Source organism: Marinococcus sp. PL1-022 (assembly GCF_033845285.1).
Taxonomy (GTDB): domain Bacteria; phylum Bacillota; class Bacilli; order Bacillales; family Marinococcaceae; genus Marinococcus.
In genome coordinates this window covers 1,204,383-1,220,717 of record NZ_JAWXCX010000001.1, presented here as the reverse complement: position 1 = coordinate 1,220,717, position 16,335 = coordinate 1,204,383, and the positions used below count along the sequence as shown (strand labels likewise).

General features: G+C 48.0%; 14 protein-coding genes. 5 read left to right on the top strand and 9 right to left on the bottom strand.

What is annotated here, in order from left to right:
* Positions 1–20: 20 nt before the first annotated feature.
* Both SIC45_RS06150 and gabT read right to left on the bottom strand, forming a co-directional pair.
* Entirely contained in the window at positions 21–1,415 is a 1,395-nt protein-coding gene (locus SIC45_RS06150) for an NAD-dependent succinate-semialdehyde dehydrogenase (protein ID WP_319631431.1), read from the bottom strand.
* A gap of 20 nt (positions 1,416–1,435) precedes the next feature.
* The gene (gene gabT / locus SIC45_RS06145; RefSeq protein ID WP_319631430.1) at positions 1,436–2,743 is read right to left on the bottom strand and encodes a 4-aminobutyrate--2-oxoglutarate transaminase; all 1,308 of its coding nucleotides are present in this window, start codon (positions 2,741–2,743) and stop codon (positions 1,436–1,438) included.
* Between the two features lie 111 nt (positions 2,744–2,854).
* Here gabT and SIC45_RS06140 point away from each other — a divergent pair, with 111 nt between their 5' ends.
* On the top strand, positions 2,855–4,270 hold the full coding sequence (locus SIC45_RS06140) for a PLP-dependent aminotransferase family protein (protein ID WP_319631429.1): 1,416 nt from the start codon (positions 2,855–2,857) through the stop codon (positions 4,268–4,270).
* Positions 4,271–4,331: 61 nt separating this feature from the next.
* Here the strand turns inward: SIC45_RS06140 and SIC45_RS06135 are convergent, their stop codons facing one another.
* Positions 4,332–5,159: a dihydrodipicolinate synthase family protein gene (locus tag SIC45_RS06135; RefSeq protein WP_319631428.1), complete on the bottom strand. Its 828-nt coding sequence runs from the start codon at positions 5,157–5,159 to the stop codon at positions 4,332–4,334.
* 419 nt (positions 5,160–5,578) lie between these two features.
* Between SIC45_RS06135 and SIC45_RS06130 the strand changes: the two genes are divergently transcribed.
* The 4 genes from SIC45_RS06130 to SIC45_RS06115 all read left to right on the top strand — a co-directional run bounded on the left by SIC45_RS06130 (position 5,579) and on the right by SIC45_RS06115 (position 11,682).
* Positions 5,579–7,297 (top strand): gamma-glutamyltransferase family protein, encoded by a 1,719-nt coding sequence (locus tag SIC45_RS06130; protein ID WP_319631427.1) that lies wholly within the window; start codon positions 5,579–5,581, stop codon positions 7,295–7,297.
* A gap of 175 nt (positions 7,298–7,472) precedes the next feature.
* Complete coding sequence (locus SIC45_RS06125; protein WP_319631426.1) at positions 7,473–9,254, top strand: alkaline phosphatase D family protein; 1,782 nt, start codon at positions 7,473–7,475, stop codon at positions 9,252–9,254.
* A 177-nt stretch (positions 9,255–9,431) separates the two neighbouring features.
* Positions 9,432–10,562, top strand: a complete 1,131-nt coding sequence (locus SIC45_RS06120) for a DUF418 domain-containing protein (protein WP_319631425.1) — start codon at positions 9,432–9,434, stop codon at positions 10,560–10,562.
* 148 nt (positions 10,563–10,710) lie between these two features.
* Positions 10,711–11,682: a PD-(D/E)XK nuclease family protein gene (locus SIC45_RS06115; protein WP_319631424.1), complete on the top strand. Its 972-nt coding sequence runs from the start codon at positions 10,711–10,713 to the stop codon at positions 11,680–11,682.
* Positions 11,683–11,755: 73 nt separating this feature from the next.
* On the opposite strand, the gene SIC45_RS06110 is transcribed toward SIC45_RS06115, so the two are convergent.
* Genes SIC45_RS06110 through SIC45_RS06085 form a run of 6 tightly spaced genes read right to left on the bottom strand, consistent with a single transcriptional unit; the run spans position 11,756 to position 16,331 of the window.
* Complete coding sequence (locus SIC45_RS06110) at positions 11,756–12,484, bottom strand: SIS domain-containing protein (protein ID WP_319631423.1); 729 nt, start codon at positions 12,482–12,484, stop codon at positions 11,756–11,758.
* Complete coding sequence (locus SIC45_RS06105) at positions 12,481–13,233, bottom strand: creatininase family protein (RefSeq protein WP_319631422.1); 753 nt, start codon at positions 13,231–13,233, stop codon at positions 12,481–12,483. Before SIC45_RS06105 ends, SIC45_RS06110 begins: the two co-directional genes overlap by 4 nt.
* A 17-nt stretch (positions 13,234–13,250) precedes the next feature.
* Positions 13,251–14,243 (bottom strand): phosphotriesterase, encoded by a 993-nt coding sequence (locus SIC45_RS06100; RefSeq protein WP_319631421.1) that lies wholly within the window; start codon positions 14,241–14,243, stop codon positions 13,251–13,253.
* Positions 14,244–14,284: 41 nt separating this feature from the next.
* The gene (locus SIC45_RS06095) at positions 14,285–15,586 is read right to left on the bottom strand and encodes a PTS ascorbate transporter subunit IIC (RefSeq protein WP_298785412.1); all 1,302 of its coding nucleotides are present in this window, start codon (positions 15,584–15,586) and stop codon (positions 14,285–14,287) included.
* Between the two features lie 29 nt (positions 15,587–15,615).
* Positions 15,616–15,885, bottom strand: a complete 270-nt coding sequence (locus SIC45_RS06090) for a PTS sugar transporter subunit IIB (RefSeq protein WP_319631420.1) — start codon at positions 15,883–15,885, stop codon at positions 15,616–15,618.
* On the bottom strand, positions 15,882–16,331 hold the full coding sequence (locus SIC45_RS06085; RefSeq protein WP_319631419.1) for a PTS sugar transporter subunit IIA: 450 nt from the start codon (positions 16,329–16,331) through the stop codon (positions 15,882–15,884). Before SIC45_RS06085 ends, SIC45_RS06090 begins: the two co-directional genes overlap by 4 nt.
* Between the last annotated feature and the right edge of the window lie 4 nt (positions 16,332–16,335).

The window sequence follows — 16,335 nt, the reverse complement described above, 5'->3', positions numbered from 1 at the left end:
CTTATAAAGGACTTCCATGTCTATTGAATTCCTCCAATAGACATGTATTTCGTTTCCACGTAAGGCTCTATACCTTCTAAGCCGCCTTCGCGTCCCATTCCGCTCTCTTTCATTCCCCCAAACGGCACGTGAGCCGCAGACGGCGCTCCATCGTTCCATCCGAGTATGCCAAACTTCAGATGTTCCTGAAAATAGATACCCGTACGATAATCATTGGTGAAAAAGTAAGCGGCTAAACCGAATGGAGTATTGTTAGCCATTTCCACTGCTTCTTTGTTCTCGCGGAAGGTGGTAATTGGAATAATCGGGCCGAACGTTTCTTCCTGCATAATATTCATTTTTTCTTCTACGTTATCGAGGACGGTTGGTTGTACAAAATAATAACCCTTTTCGTCGTTTTTGTCATACTGATGACCAGAGAGCAGACGGGCGCCTTTTTTTAAGGCATCTTCGATCTGGTTCTGGATCTTTGTATACCCATCCACGTTGATGACGGGGCCAATGTCTACAGTTTTATCAAGCCCATTCCCGACCTTCAATTGCTTTACCCGGGAGACCAGTTGTTCAGAAAATTTATCGACAACTGCTTCATGAACGATCACCCGGTTCGCGCAGATACACGTTTGTCCAGCGTTCCGGAACTTTGAAGCAAGGGTTTGTTCTACAGCAAATTCAATGTCGGCATCTTCTGCCACGATTAGCGGAGCATGACCGCCGAGCTCCATGGAAATATGTTTCATGGTGTCAGCACTATCTTTCATCAAGCTCTTACCTACTGGCGTCGAACCTGTAAAAGTGATTTTGCGAACGAGTCCGCTTCTGGTGAAAACGGGGCCGATGTCTTCACCGTAGCCGTTCACGTATTGCACTGCTTCTTTTGGAATTCCCGCTTCATGCGCGAGCTCCACGAGCCTCATTGTAGTAAGCGGCGTTTCTTCAGACGGCTTCACTACAAATGTGCAGCCTGCTGCAAGAGCCGGGCCAGCTTTTCTGGTCATCATCGCCGCCGGAAAATTCCACGGAGTGATCGCTGCTACAAGACCGATAGGTTCTTTTGTGACCACAAGCCTTTTCGTTTCTGTATGAGAAGGAACAATGCGTCCATACACCCGCTTTGCTTCCTCTGCATACCACTCGATATAGCTTACCGCGTAAGCCACCTCCCCGAGTGATTCTTTTAAAGGTTTGCCGCTTTCGAGCGTCATTATTTCCGCCAGGTTTTCCGTCTCGTTTTTCACCTTTTCGGCCCACTCTTTTAATAGAGCAGCACGTTCATGGGCATTCACTCCCGCCCAGGTTTTAAATGCTTCGTTTCCCTGACTGAGTATTTTTTCTACGTCAGCCTCTGGGGTCACGGCGATTTCCTCCACCATTTCTCCAGTAGCCGGATTTTTTACTTTAATAGTCTCTTTCATGTGCTCCGCTCCCCTCTGAATTATTCTGCCGCTGCCTCAAACGCCTGCTCGAGAATGGCCAAGCCTTCCTTCAATTCTTCATCTGTAATAACAAGCGGGGTGAGAAAACGGACCACATTTCCTTTTATACCTGCAGAAAGCAGCAGCAATCCATTGTTATTTGCGTAGGAGGTGATGGCTCCTGTCCTTGCTTTATCTGGTTGGTTCTCTGCATCAACAATTTCTACAGCGACCATCGCCCCAAGCCGGCGGATATCTCCGAGGAAGCTGTGACGGTCTTTTAGATCTTTTAATTTATCCTCCAGCAAGGCCCCGATATATTCAGCTTTTTCATTCAGGTTTTCTTCTTCTAAAATATCAATTACTGCCAGGGCTGCTTCACATGCCACCGGATTGCCTGCAAACGTGCCCCCAAGCTCTCCCGGAGACGAAACATCCATAATTCCGGCTTTCCCTACCACCGCACTAAGTGGAAATCCTGCAGCCAAAGATTTCGACAAGGTCATAACGTCTGGTTCAATATCGAAATGTTCGCTCGCAAAAAGTTTTCCTGTCCGGCAGAAACCGGTTTGAATTTCATCAGCAATGAAGACAATCCCATGAGCATTACAGAATTGACGCACTTCTGAGACAAAGCGTTTGGGTGGAATTAAAAATCCGCCTTCACCCTGTACTGGTTCCATAATTATGCATGCCACCATTTCCGGATCAATCGTAGTGACGAAAAATTCTTTAAAGCGGGTAATGCTGAAATCGATGTACTCCTCATCCGTCATTTGTGGCGGCTTATTCGACATGTACGGCATAGGGGCCTGGTACACTTCCGGAGTGAATGGGCCAAAGTTAAATTTATAAGGCTTCACCTTGCTCGTCATCCCCATAGTCAAATTCGTCCGTCCATGGAAGCCGCGTTCGAAGGAAACGACAGCCTGACGCTTTGTATATTTCCTTGCTACCTTCACCGCGTTCTCCACGGCTTCTGCTCCGGAGTTAAAAAGCATGGCCATTTTATCGAAAGAACCAGGCGTTATCTTACATAATTTTTCCGCCAGGTTGATGTAGCTGTCATACATAATGACATTAAATCCGGGGTGTATATAACGATCAACCTGATTTTTAACGGCTTCTGTCACCTTAGGATGGCTGTGACCGACATTTAACGTCCCAATAGCTCCAGCAAAATCAATCCATTTCCGGCCTTCGCTATCTACGAGCTCTGCCCCTTTTGCGTAATCGGCTATATTGGTATTTCCATTTCCAATTCCTTTAGGTACATATTTTTTTCTTTTTTCCTGTAAATCATCTTTTGTAACCGCTCTACCATTCATTAAAACACCCTCCTTCGAATTTATAGATAATTATGATAATTTTCTGATACAATTAAAAGAACCAGTTTTTAAAAAAGTATGGGACCAGATAAATTTCAGGAGGAGTTGTATTTGTTTTTTCAAATCAATAAAGGGAGCGGTTATTCTGCTGTCTACAAACAAATTTACACACGTCTTAAACACCTTATTCTTGAAGATACGCTTTCGAAGCACGAGAAATTGCCTTCTAAACGAAAGCTCGCGCAGGATCTGGAAGTAAGCGTAAATTCGGTGGCGCATGCCTACGAACAGTTGTTAGCGGAAGGTTACATATACAGTGTAGAAAGAAAGGGATATATCGTAGAGGATATCGGACGTTATATCAAAAAAGGAGAAGAAACGGATCCATTCCCGGAAGAGCTTAAAGAAAAAAATAATCAGGAAAGCTTCACATCGGAAATTACTTTTTCGCACATTACAACAGACGCGAACCATTTTCCGTTCAAGAAATGGAGAAAATATCAGCAAAAAGTCGTGGAAGACCGCCGGGAGCAGCTCTCGCTACTTCCGGACTTCCAGGGTCCGTATGAGGTTCGCGAATCAATTGCCACCCTGATCGCTCTGACACGCGGGGTGCGCTGCCGCCCGGAGCAAATCATTATTGGCTCCGGCACGCAGCCGCTGATTCACAAGCTTATGTCTCTGCAGCCAGCAGATACGCCTATCGCAGTAGAAAACCCCGGCTATCAGCGTTTTTATCATTTGTTAAATTACATGGGATTTCCAGTATCACCCGTAAACGTTGATGAACACGGTCTTTCCATTCACGGTCTCCAAAAAAGCGGCGCCCAGTGGGCTTTCGTCACCCCCTCCCATCAATTTCCCACCGGAACGATTATGCCCATCAACCGCAGAATCGAACTGCTGAACTGGGCAGCCGCCTCCCCGGGTCGTTATATTGTAGAAGATGATTATGATAGTGAATTCAAATACGGGACAGATCACATCCCTTCCCTTCAGAGTCTGGACCGGAACCGCCAGGTCGTTTATACCGGAACGTTTTCCAAAACCCTGCTGCCAAGCCTGCGGATCAGTTATATGGTGCTTCCCCCGGCATTACTGAAGGATTACCGCCAAGCGTACAGCGATTGGATCGACGGTCCTTCGGGGCTCAACCTGTGGACTCTAAAGTATTTTATCGATGAGGGTGAATACGGGAGACATGTCAAGCGGATGAATACTTATTATAAAACAAAACGGTCACTCCTCGTTCGCGAGCTGCAGCACACTTTTAACGGAAAAATAGCCATTTATGATATTCCAGCCGGCCTTCATTTTCTTATGGACATTGAGACCAGCCTCTCCTATCAGGAGATCGAGGAGCGGGCAAAAGAAAAAAAGATAGAACTATATACGCTTCGCCGTTTTATCCTTTCGGAGGATGGACTGCTTCTTAATAACCAGAAAAAAATCATTATCGGATTCGCTAACTTAGAGGATGATCACATACGCAAGGCGGTTAAGCGTCTAGCTTCTGTTTTTTCATAAATAATGCATGCCCTTTAATGCATGTATGCTCTTATATTTTATGCACATCTTTTGTTCTTGCTTAGACATTTCCAATTGGACTTCTACAAATGCCCACAGGAGTGCCCTTGTCGTTTATGATCTTCTTCAGGTTCACTACGGCATGGCCTTGATAAACCTGGTTCATGATTTTTTCTATTGAGTCGTTTTCTTGTTTACTTACTGTTTGTTTTATAAGCATTTTTTCGAACCATCGCTTAATTTCTACAGGGCTGACATTCCCGGCAATGGAAGAAAGACGATCGTATCCCAATAGCAATTTATCTTCTAAATCCACTTCTCCTCCTGCATAAAAGTAAAAACCCTTTCGGTTTATATCTTTTTTTAATCGCCCGACCTTTTCTTTATTCCCGGCTTCCTTTATACCTGCTATTAAACCAATCTCACTTAATTGAATAATACTATTTTCTGATAAATCAAATCCCGTTCTATTTGGATTATTATATAGGATCGCAGGTTTATTACTAAGATGGACGATCCTTTTTGTGTAAATGATTGCTTCTTCCTGCGTGGGTACAACGTAAGGCGGGTACCCAAGCATAATGCCTGATAACTCTGTATGACTGATCTTCTCCGCCAGCATTTCTGCTTCTTTTTGTCTGATCGAGGCCACACCGAAGATAATCTCCATAGTTCTAATCAGTTCTTCTTCCAGCGCTAAAGCATGGACCAGTTCAAATTTTTCCTGGAGGCTCAAACTATGCTGCTCTCCAGTAGTCCCCGAGACGAGAACAGATTTCACTCCTTGTTCATGTAAGTCTTTTATGTGGTTTATTGTGCCTTGAATATTTAAGGATTCATCTTCATGAAAAGCGGTAGGCACAGCGACATGAAATATTTCTGTCAGCATCTCATTCTCTCCCTTTATTCTTAATATAATAATGGTCTTCATCTTTTATTCAAAACTCTACAATGCTTTTTAAACTTTCCTGAATCTTATCACAGCATTAAGTAATAATCTTTCCACTTTTCTTAAACCAACGCTAGTATTGTTATGCTGTGAGGCTTCATTAAACTGGATTCGCAAGCTTCTTACGCAGGCACTTTCGAAGAATAAGCATGTTATTATAGGGGGAGAACTATTTTTAACCCTTGGCTGGCTATATACATATTTCATCTCCCCTCTGAACCTGCTCTCTTTCACTCCTTATAACCATCGACAGCAATTGTCCAGACTCAAGGTTTATTTTTACTTATTTCGTTCCTGCCCAGCAGGAGGTTGCCGAACCAAAGCAGAAGCAAGTAAGAACCGGGAAAGGAGAATGAAGCATGGCTAACAAAAAGGTGATACCAGTCCGGAAAAAAGCTCCCTCCCCCTCGTTCGATCACGTCCGCCGCTTCGTCCCGGCCGCAGCCGTTCTGTCCGTAATACTGATCGGCGGATGCTCGTCAGAAGATGAAAGTGAAAATGAAAGCGTGACCACGGAGGAGGAAACCGAGACCAATGAAAACGAGGAAGCATCGGAACAAGAATCCGCGCCGTCCAGTGAACCTGCGACCGATTACGGAGTGAGCGCCGGGCACCCGGATGCGGTCGCAGCCGGCATGGAGGTGCTTGATAATGGAGGAAACGCAGCCGATGCCGCTGTCGCTGCTGCTTACGCAGTCTCGGTTGTTGAGCCATTTGCTTCCGGTATCGGCGGAGGCGGATCCGTGTTGATCCAAAAGCAAGGCGAAGCCCCGCAGGCGTATGATTACCGCGAAGTCGTGCCCGAGGGCGGCATCCCCTCCTCTGACATCGGCGTGCCCGGCTTTACCGCCGGAATGAACAAATTCCACGCCGACCATGGTACGGCGGAGTGGGAGGAGCTGCTTGATCCTGCGGTCACGCTCGCCGACAGCTCGGAGGTCTCCGGACTGTTTGCAGATCAGCTCGAATCGGGAGAAGACAGGCTTCCCGTCAGTGAACTGAGCCATTTCTATCCCGACGGCGAGCCACTCGAAGCGGGCTCTACCGTGGAACAGGACGAGCTCGCCGATACCCTGCGCGACATCCGTGACAACGGAAGCGATACTTTGTATGAAGGAGAGGCCGGGCAGTCGCTTGCGTCTCAAATCGAAGGGATAGACACCGCTTCGCTTGAAGCCTTTGAAGTGAGCCAGAACGACCCGTCCGTCGGAACATATGAAGGATATGACATTATCGGTGCCGCTCCCCCTCTTCCTGGCATCAGCGTTATTCAAATGCTGCAGATGCTGGAGGAGCGTGACAGCATGGAAGCAGGAAGGGACAGCACGGACTTTATCCACGACACCGCCATGTCCTGGAGACTCGCCTCCCAGTTTATTGAAACGGACTACGGCGATCCGAATTTTGTCGATGTGCCAGTAGACCGGCTGACGGATCCGGAACGTAACGCGGAGCTGGCTGCGGAAATACCCGACGCCAGCCTTATTTCCGAGGAGGAAGCCTCCTCCTACACGGGAGATCCCAATACGACCCACATTACGGTCGTTGACGAGGACGGGACGTTTGTGTCGATGACCAATACGCTCACCAACTTCTGGGGCTCCGGAGAATATGCCGAGGGCTATTTTCTGAACAACCAGATGGATCGGTTTGATATTGGCGAAGGCAGCGTCAATGAACCGGAGCCGGGACGGCGTTCGGTGACCTGGTCGTCTCCGATGCTTGTGGCCAATGACGACGGACCGGTGCTTGGCATCGGCAGCCCGGGCGGCGAACGGATCCCGATTATGCTCACGCAGGTGATTTCCGACTGGACGGTAAATGATGCCAGTCTCGAGGAAGCCGTCGAAACCCCGCGCTTTCACCTGGATGGGGACGAGCTGGTGATGGAAGAAATGCCTGAGGCGCAGCAGCGCGAGGAGCTGCTTGCGATTGGGTACGAGGATATAAGTGAACAGCCGACGCCGCTCTACTTTGGGTCGATTCAGGCATTAGCCCTGGACCAGGAGACCGGGGAGCTGTCCGGGGCCCGAGACCCGAGGCGGGAAGCAGATTGGCAGAGCAGTGCTTCAGAGTAAATAAGGCCTGCCTGGCTTCCGGCTCTTTCATTTATGCCAGATTTCACCGCCTCCTCAGGTTTTACCACACTGATTTCTGTTAATGATAAAAAGAGATGTGTATTTGTTCAAAAGCAGAAGATTTTCATCAATCCAAAGCCACCAGCAGAAACAAACTAATCAAGGAGGCACGATAGTGTATTTTAATGATTCAGTCATGGGCGATGAAAACAGGGCTTCTTTCCCCGAGTGCTTTCTTACCGGCTCGGCCTTTAAGTTGGTTGATGGTTCAACCGATATGGATACCGAAGAGTATTCTGCGACTCAGCCGGCGGGAAAAGGATTTCCCCAATCGGTCGCTTCCGGCGACCCCACGTCGTCAGGAATGATGCTTTGGACCAGAGTGGATCCTTCGTTAGAGGTGGGTGCCTCTGATGCCGAAATCGTTGGAGAAAACCAGCCCCAGACTGTTATGTTTCAGGTGAGCACTAGTCCAGATTTTTCTTTCGTGGAATTGAGCGGTTTTTGTCCGCTATGGAAGGACCATGACAACGTGGTCCGCCTGGACCTGGATGGACTGCTGCACCCTAATGAAACGTACTATTACCGTTTCATCACAAGGAGCGGTCTGGTGAGCAGAGCCGGCAGATGCCGCACACTTCCGCCGGAGGGAAGTGATTGCTCCACCGCCACCATCGGCTACGTGTCCTGCCAGGATTACACGAGTGGCTATTTCAATGCGCTCTCCCACCTGGCGGACGAGCAGCTGGATTTCTTTTTGCATCTCGGAGATTACGTGTATGAAGCCGCCGGGGACGCTTCGTACCAAACCGGCATGGAAGCAAGACAGATTACCCTTCCAAGCGGTGAAGACAAAGCCTTTACCCTGAAGGATTACCGCCATCTGTACAGTGTGTACCGCACAGACCCCGATCTGCAAAAGCTGCACGAAAATCATGCCATGGTGGCCACCTGGGACGACCATGAATTTGCTAACGACTCCTACGCGCCGGCGGTCGCTCCGGACGACAGCCTGGAGCCCAATCCTGAGCGGCGCCATTCGGCAAACAGCGCCTGGCTGGAATACATGCCCTCGAGGGTGTATGTCCCTTCCCCATCGTCATCCAGTAACGCCCTGAAGCTGTACCGGTCGATGACTATTGGCGACCTTGCCACGCTGTACATTACAGATGAACGTGCCTACCGGGATGCTCATCCCTGCGGCGAACAGGAGCTGGAGCGTTATTTCACCGATGGCTGCGAAAACATCCACAGCCCCGACCGGTCCATGCTCGGCAGGGATCAGAAGGATTGGTTTCTCGGTGAATTGAAAAATTCCAGCAGCTTATGGAACATTTGGGCCAACCAGGTGCAAATCACCCAGCTGAAATTTTTGGGCAGGTACATTAATCTTGATGCCTGGGACGGGTTTGCACATGAACGGCAGGCCATCGCCCAGACAGTCATAAACGAAGACATCCAGAATTTCCTTGCGCTAACGGGCGATTTTCATAGCTTTGAAGCCTCTTATCTTCAAGAGGATTACAGCCGGGATGGTCATAAATACGGAGTGGAGCTGATGGTGGGGTCTGTGACGTCGAGCAATCTGAATGAAATGGTGCAGAAAAACCTGAATAACCTGTTCGATCACACGAGCCCCCTGCCTCAAAACGCGACGCTCGAAATCTTTCGCACCTTTCTGCCGGACGCGTTAAGTGAACGCATCATTCCCACAGAGTTTTTGTTTAAAGAACTGCAGAATGCCATCAAAATTGAAAATCCCTGGATTGAGCTATTTGACAGCACCTCGCACGGCTACGCCCTTTTGGATCTCTCAAAATCCAAGGCAGTCTGGACAGCCTGCGCGGTGGACAGCATCGAAGAAAAGCAGGCGCCTAAATCCGTACTGCTCCAATGCGAGATTCCAAACGGAGAAGCAGCCATTAACGTGAAGGAGAAAAACAGCCTTTTCGGTTAAGCAAAGGGCCCGGTTCTGCGGATGAGATAGTCCAAGGCCGCCTGGAGTGAATAAAGCCTGCCCGACTTCCGGCCCTTTATTTTCTGCCTGAGTTTCGTATATCCTCTATGAGGGTTCTTTGCCCCATCCTAGATCAACACCCCAGAACAAGTTCCCTTGCAGAAAGTAGGTTTTCGTATGGCAATTCCCCAGGGCGGCGCTCAGGGCCCGCGCATCGACATACTTGATCAAATACGCGGCTTCGCCTTGTTTGCGATATTTATCGTTAATATCTTCGGCCTCGCGTTAGTGAACCCGGCCAATCCAACCTGGCTCGGCACCGCTATTGAAACAACCGTCGCCATCGTATTCGAGGACAGCGCCCGGCCGCTGTTTGCGATGATGTTTGGCATCAGTCTCGTGCTTATTTACAGCCGGCTGCATACAAAGGGCACAAATCCCTATCCGACCCTCATCCGGCGGCTTGTGATCCTGTTTTTCGTCGGGGGCCTTCACGGCTTCTTTGTATGGGCGGGCGACATTTTACTTATGTATGCCTCCGCGGGACTCGTGCTGCTCACGTGCCTACGGCTTCCAGCCAACTGGCTGCTCGGGCTTGCCTTCCTGTTCTGGCTCGGCTATTCCACCGGTATCGACCTGCTGGATGGCTATACCTCTTTTCAGATGAACCCGGAGCGGTGGATGAAGGATGCTCTGCCGACAAATCAAACATATCCGACCGGCGTGGAATACCTGCTGATTGAATGGTCGACGATGATCGATCATTTTGGTTATTTCTTTTTTGGGATGTACGCCTATCGCAGCGGCATCTTTTCAAGAGCCCTGGACGATCGCGACCGCAAATGGCGGCTCGCCGTCCTTTTTCTCCTTGTCGGACTTCTTGGAAAAGCCGCTCTGTATACCGGAGCCGCCAGCCCGCTGGTCGCTCATCTCGACGACGTGTATGCATTTCTGGTGAGCTTAGGGCTAGGCCTCGGGCTGCTTTTGGCTGGTACGAGCCGCAAAAGCATCAGCCTCTTTCTCACCTCATTTACCGCCGTCGGGAAATTGACCTTTACCCATTACCTGCTACAGTCGGTCATTTTCGTGAGCTTGTTTCAGGAAAGCGGACGGACGTTTTTTAACGGCATGGGCATCTGGGATCCCCCGGGCTACGTGTTCGCGCTATTTATCGGTCTGGTGGTGTTTGCCGCACAGCTGCTCGCCAGCCCGCTGTGGTTGAAATACTTTTACTACGGCCCGCTGGAGTGGATTTGGCGCATCGGGACGCACATGAAATGGGTGCCGATGATTCGCAGGCGGTCGTGAACAACCGGGAATCTAACTTCAAAAAAATACACGCATGCTGATATACTTCCTTTTAAGCAAGCTGATGTAATACTTCATCTGTTTTGCTTGGAAGGGAGTATTTTTCATATTTATATATATTTGAATAGTTACGAAAAGAGGTGTCATTATGAATATCTTTCAAGCCCTGAGCATGGGCAACGGAAAATTAAATGAAGAGAACATGAGTGCTATGCTTGGATACTTATTGTCAACAAAAGAGCCCCACGGTTTAGGTAATGTTTTTCTTCAGAGCTTCCTCGAAGCTTTAAACGAGACAGAGGCTTTAAACGGACGGTTTACATATATACTGCAGCAGCATTCTCTATCTGAAACAGAAGTTATTTTTGAAAGTCCCTATCAGCTGGACGAACGAAAATTATTCATCGATTTGGATCTGCGATTTTATTTAGCTAATTCCGCTGCAGGTTATCAGTCCGAATCAACAGAAATACACCGGGTATTAATCGAAAATAAAATCCGGCCGCAGGCAGCGACGAAGGATCAGTTCCGGCGCGAATACTTTGCGGTTCGCGAAGATCTTGAAGATCAAAACGAAACAGCGGTGACAATGATCTATTTAACTCCGGAAGCTTCTCGAGGTCCGCTCCAGGAAGCTTACGCGGAATTACGGGAAGAAGACATCGCTCCCCACCGCAAAGCCTGGTGCACCTGGACGGGAAACGACGGTTTCTCGATTGTTTCCCTCATCCGGTTAATGCTGGAAAAAGAGGCGCGGGGCGAAATCGAACCTATTTCAGAATACGTCCGCCATACGTTAAAAGCGTTTATCCGTCATATCCTGGACAGCCAGAAGGCTGCAGCCAAACGCTCCAGAAATCCCGCTGAACCTGGAAGTCTGCGACAGGAGGTAACGGTCACTTCAGGAAGCACCAAATACCTTATCCAACAGTACGACAGTGGAACAATTATCGTATACAATTCCGATCTGCAGGAAAAGGAAATCGCGAAACCTGTGCTGCGCCAGATAAATCAAGAGTTTAACCTGAACGTCGATCTGTACAGATCTTCTGGGAAAAAGAAAACAACCCAGCAACTCGGTCGTGATATTTTGAAGGCATTAAAGTCAGTATTTTATTAATCTCTACATTGAAAAGCCCTGATGCTGTTTCGCATCAGGGCTCCCGTATAAAAATCTTGTTTTTCATACGAGCTTATAATTTTATACGATCCTTATAGGATTCAATCAACCGTTTGTTTCGCTCATCTGCCCCGTCAATATTCCCACTAAGAAATACAGGTGGATCAATGCCTAAGCTGGTAAGCTCCTGGACCGTCTGAGCCATCACAGCTTGGAGAATAGTAGCTCCTACCGCAGTGGAGCTGGGACCAAACGGCACCTCCACCTCCTCCAGTTCCAGCAGAGCGTCTCCCGGGGGAGCGGCGTTGTCGATCACAACATCTGCCACATCAGCCAGCCTATATCCCTGTTCATGCCGGGATGGTTGACTGCTTGAATAGGCGATTGATGTAATTACGACTACTGTGGCTTCAGCTTTTTTTGCTTCCAAAGCAACGTCCACTGGCACAGGATTTCTTCCAGAAGTAGAAATGACAATCACTGTATCTTCCGGTTTGATCGTTTGTTCCTTCAAAAACGTTTCTGCATAGTGATTTTTTCTTTCCAGTTCGGATGAACGCAGAGCACCTTCATGAAGCATTAATGGTTCATGGAGAATAGGCTGAACAGGCACCATTCCTCCTGCACGGTAATACACATCGAGCGTCAGTAAATGGGAGTGTCCGCATCCAAATAATTGAATAATCCCCCCTTGCTGGAGTGATTTAGCCATATGGGCAGCTGCCTGAGTCATCGGCTCGGTTTGCGACTTTTGTACCTGCTCGAGCTGTTGATGGATACGATTAAAATACGTTTCAATCATTTTTTATTCTCCTTTCTTGTTTTTTTGCATTCCTCATAGGCACGGTCCATCATCATCTTCATTTGCTGCAAAGCGTGTTCAATAATGATTTCTCCTTTTTCAGCCGTTGCTTTTGTCGCTTCACCCAGAACTGCCGTTTCGGTGAATACCTCCCAGGGGGTCGGTGTAAAATCTGCTTCGATCGGAATATGGGGAGGATCGTCAATGGCCCGGCTCATATCAACGTGCCCAGGCGCCACGTACCGCATCATGGATGTTTCAATTTCACAGGCGTGAAAATAGGAGTGATGCACCGCCGATTCTTCTACTTCCTTTCGCTTCTGATTGAGTCCTGGATAAAAGAAGTAAAAAACCCGAAGATCCGGAAAACGTTCATATAACACTCTCGCCGCTTCTTTTAAAGCTGTCTGATTTCCCAGGTGCCCGTTTACGATGGCAAAAATACAGAACCCTTGCTGGTAAAGACTTTCACCAATCGAGACAATCGTATTTATCAGCACATCATTTGTGATACTAATGGATCCGGGGAACTGCTTCAGGCTCCACACCTGGCCGTACGGTAAAAGCGGCAGCTGAAAGCTTTGTGTTTCCTCAGCGAGCCGTTTGGCCAGCCGTTCCGCCAATATATTATCTGTGCCAAGCGGCAGATGGGCCCCGTGGGCTTCTACTGCCCCTACCGGTAATACAGCTGCCGGGCGTTCTTCAATCTTTTCCTTTATTTCTGTAGACCGTGCAAATGCAATTTCCATAGTTGATTTCCTCCTATTTACCGGTGAAAAGTCATGCATCTGGCTGGATTTTCGACGAAAAACTGATGAATTAAATTTTTGCCATCCAGACCGAGCTGGTCTGCCTCATCGATAAAACGGGGCACCCAGCTTTCTAAAATATAGGCCAGGCCCGGGCCGTAATCGTAGTGTCTGTAATAGGACTTCCTCGCTGTATCCCCGCTAATCAGAATTTGAGAAGCATATCCTTTTTCCACCAGCTTAAAAATACAATGCAGCCGCGTGCTCTCTGGCGCATATTTGATTTTCCCAATGCCATCAAAGCTCAGGAAAGCGCCTGTCTTCGCTACCTGCTCATGGTAATAAGGATCAGGGTTCCGATCCATATGGCCAAAGCTCACTCTGTCCAAAGGAACGTCTTCTTTTTTCAGCAGCTCAATTTGCTCTAAAGCCATCGTGCCTACTTCAGTATGGGAATGTACAGGCGCCCCCGTTTCATGATGAGCCCTCGCTACTGCACGGATCGTTTTCTCCTCCAGCGGCGTAATACGGTTGTAGCCGGTACCGAATTTCACCTGCCCTGCCCGGTGGCTGGTATCTTCCAGCCCCTGTTCCACCTCTGCTGTTACATGGTTTGTGAGCCCCTGGACAGAGGTATGCTCGATCCAATCACCGTAGCTTCTAAATTCGCCCAGCTTCTTCTGAAGATGGACGGGAATAGCCGCATCCCATAGAAAGCTTTTATTAAACCCGGCGGTGCCTATGATATGCATGGAAAGACGTTCAGCAATGTCTGCAACAGCCGCAACGTCTCTGCCATAGTCCACAGCAGTAGCATCAACAATGGTTTTGCCGCCAAGGTCTACGAAATCCTGTACATCCAACAGTGATTTTTCTTTATCATCCAACAACAAATCTGATTCCTTTTTCTCCACCCAATAGGGCGGCCGGCAGACAATATGCTCGTGTGCATAAGTAATTTTCATTTCCTCTGGAGATATATCTCCGTGGAGCGTTCGAACGAACGGCATTATTCTTTCACCTTCCTGTTTAGTAGACTATACCAGCATTATTATCCAAAGAATAAATGGGCAAGCCAGTACACGATCGGTCCAAGGATGAACATATCAGAATCTGCAGCCCACATTGCTGTATCCGGAACGGTAGTCGGCAGCAGCATACGCACCATAACGAACTGGCCCCAGGCCACAACCGTAGCCGTTATAAGTCCGCCCATAAATGCTCCTCTGATGCCTCCGGTAATGTTGCCAAATACCCCTGCTGTCGCGCCGTGGAAAAATAAAACGATCATTGTTGGAACAAATATATAACTCACGGTGTTACCGAGAACCGCCAGCCAGACGAGGGCTCCCAAAAAGGCTCCAATAAATCCTACGATCACTGCGTTTGGTGCGGAAGGAAAGACAATCGGGTTGTCCAGGGCCGGCTTTGCTCCAGGTACGATTTTAGTCGCTATACCACGGAACGCGGGTACGATTTCCCCGATAAACATTCTCACACCCGTCAGAACGACGGCAATACCGGCTGCGAACGTAAATGACTGAATAAGGGCGTAAACGATAAAGCTCTGACTTCCAGCCATCGCCTCCAGCTCTTCCGAACCCGGGCTGTTCCGGAGAGTAATGATAATAGCACCAGATACAAACAGAAGGGCCATGGTAAGCGCTGTAATAACGTTGGAATCCCTTAAAAACTCAAGCCCTTTCGGCAATTTAACGTCTTCCGTATTTTGTGAATTCTTACCGACCAGCTTTCCAGCAAGGGCAGATAATAGCCCAACAGAAGCGCTTGTATGCCCAAGAGCTACTTCATTATTACCCATAATCTTTCTCATGAAAGGCTGAACAATAGCCGGCTGCACTGTCCAATAAATCCCAAGAACGATAGATAAAAATGCCACCATGCCGAGCATATTCGCATTTCCGCCAGATGCATGAACAATGATTCCGGCAAATATCGTCGAGGTCCAAAACATCATATGTCCGGTTAAATAAATATATTTTAACGGTGTAAATCGTGCGAGCAATACGTTGATCAAAAAGCCGAACGTCATCGAAAGTGTAACTACGCTGCCAAACTCTGCATTAAACGTTTCCTGCCCCATATAGTTGGAGATGGAAGCGTAATCCAAACCAAACACTTCTGCCCATAACGGCTCGAAAACTTCGAGTGAGCCTGTAATAATACCCGCACCGGCTGTGATGATCAGAAAGCCGATGATCGCTTTGAACGTCCCGGTGATAACCTGATTGGCTCTCTTTTTTTGCAGAAGCAGTCCGATTAATACAATTAACCCAATAAGTATAGCTGGTGTACCAAAGAAATTATCTGCTAGCCAAAACACAAATTCCATGCTTAATCCCCCTATGTGTGCACTCTTAATTAGTCTTGCATCTGCTCATCAATCGCCTGGCTGATTTCGTTAGGATCAAAATAGTTCTGCACAATTATCAGCTTTGCTTTATGTCCTTCTAGGTTGGGGGCTAATTCCTGGTTGGTAATAATATAATCTGCCTGCACGCCGGATGCGGACGAAACGTCCATATGCTCAACATCCGCTTCGATATTTTTCTGTTCCAGGGCGGTTTCAACATTCATTTTCAAAATCAGGCTCGTTCCTTGTCCCAAACCACATACCGTTAAAATTTTCATTTCTTCATCCCGCTCCTTTGAATAATTTTTTTAATATCTTCTACGTTCTGCGCTTTCTTCATATGTTCTATCGTTGATGGATCGTTTAACAGCATCGTTAGTTTCTGCAAAATGTGAAGATGTTCGTCATTCGATGCTGCACTTAGCCCAAATACCAATGTGACAGGATCATTTGTCGAATGACCAAATACAACAGGCTCTTCCAGCTGTACAAAGGAGATAGCGGACTCTAAAGCCCCGTCCTGCGGCCTTGCATGAGGGACAGCAACGCCAGGCGCCAATACAAAATATGCCCCCTGGGAAATATAGGCCTCCACCATTGCCTGAATATATGAAGAACTTATTGTTTTTTCCTTTTCCAACAAATCCCCAGCTGCCCTAATGGCCTCTTCTGGTGAAGACACAGGATGCTGTACATTTATCATTTCTTCTGGTAAAAATTTCATTCTA

Bases quoted from the DNA above. Each gene is read 5' to 3' on its own strand.
- SIC45_RS06150 (WP_319631431.1), bottom strand. From the start codon at position 1,415: ATGAAAGAGACTATTAAAGTAAAAAATCCGGCTACTGGAGAAATGGTG.
- gabT (WP_319631430.1), bottom strand. From the start codon at position 2,743: ATGAATGGTAGAGCGGTTACAAAAGATGATTTACAGGAAAAAAGAAAA.
- SIC45_RS06135 (WP_319631428.1), bottom strand. From the start codon at position 5,159: ATGCTGACAGAAATATTTCATGTCGCTGTGCCTACCGCTTTTCATGAA.
- SIC45_RS06130 (WP_319631427.1), top strand. From the start codon at position 5,579: ATGGCTAACAAAAAGGTGATACCAGTCCGGAAAAAAGCTCCCTCCCCC.
- SIC45_RS06120 (WP_319631425.1), top strand. From the start codon at position 9,432: ATGGCAATTCCCCAGGGCGGCGCTCAGGGCCCGCGCATCGACATACTT.
- SIC45_RS06115 (WP_319631424.1), top strand. From the start codon at position 10,711: ATGAATATCTTTCAAGCCCTGAGCATGGGCAACGGAAAATTAAATGAA.
- SIC45_RS06110 (WP_319631423.1), bottom strand. From the start codon at position 12,484: ATGATTGAAACGTATTTTAATCGTATCCATCAACAGCTCGAGCAGGTA.
- SIC45_RS06105 (WP_319631422.1), bottom strand. From the start codon at position 13,233: ATGGAAATTGCATTTGCACGGTCTACAGAAATAAAGGAAAAGATTGAA.
- SIC45_RS06100 (WP_319631421.1), bottom strand. From the start codon at position 14,243: ATGCCGTTCGTTCGAACGCTCCACGGAGATATATCTCCAGAGGAAATG.
- SIC45_RS06095 (WP_298785412.1), bottom strand. From the start codon at position 15,586: ATGGAATTTGTGTTTTGGCTAGCAGATAATTTCTTTGGTACACCAGCT.
- SIC45_RS06090 (WP_319631420.1), bottom strand. From the start codon at position 15,885: ATGAAAATTTTAACGGTATGTGGTTTGGGACAAGGAACGAGCCTGATT.
- SIC45_RS06085 (WP_319631419.1), bottom strand. From the start codon at position 16,331: ATGAAATTTTTACCAGAAGAAATGATAAATGTACAGCATCCTGTGTCT.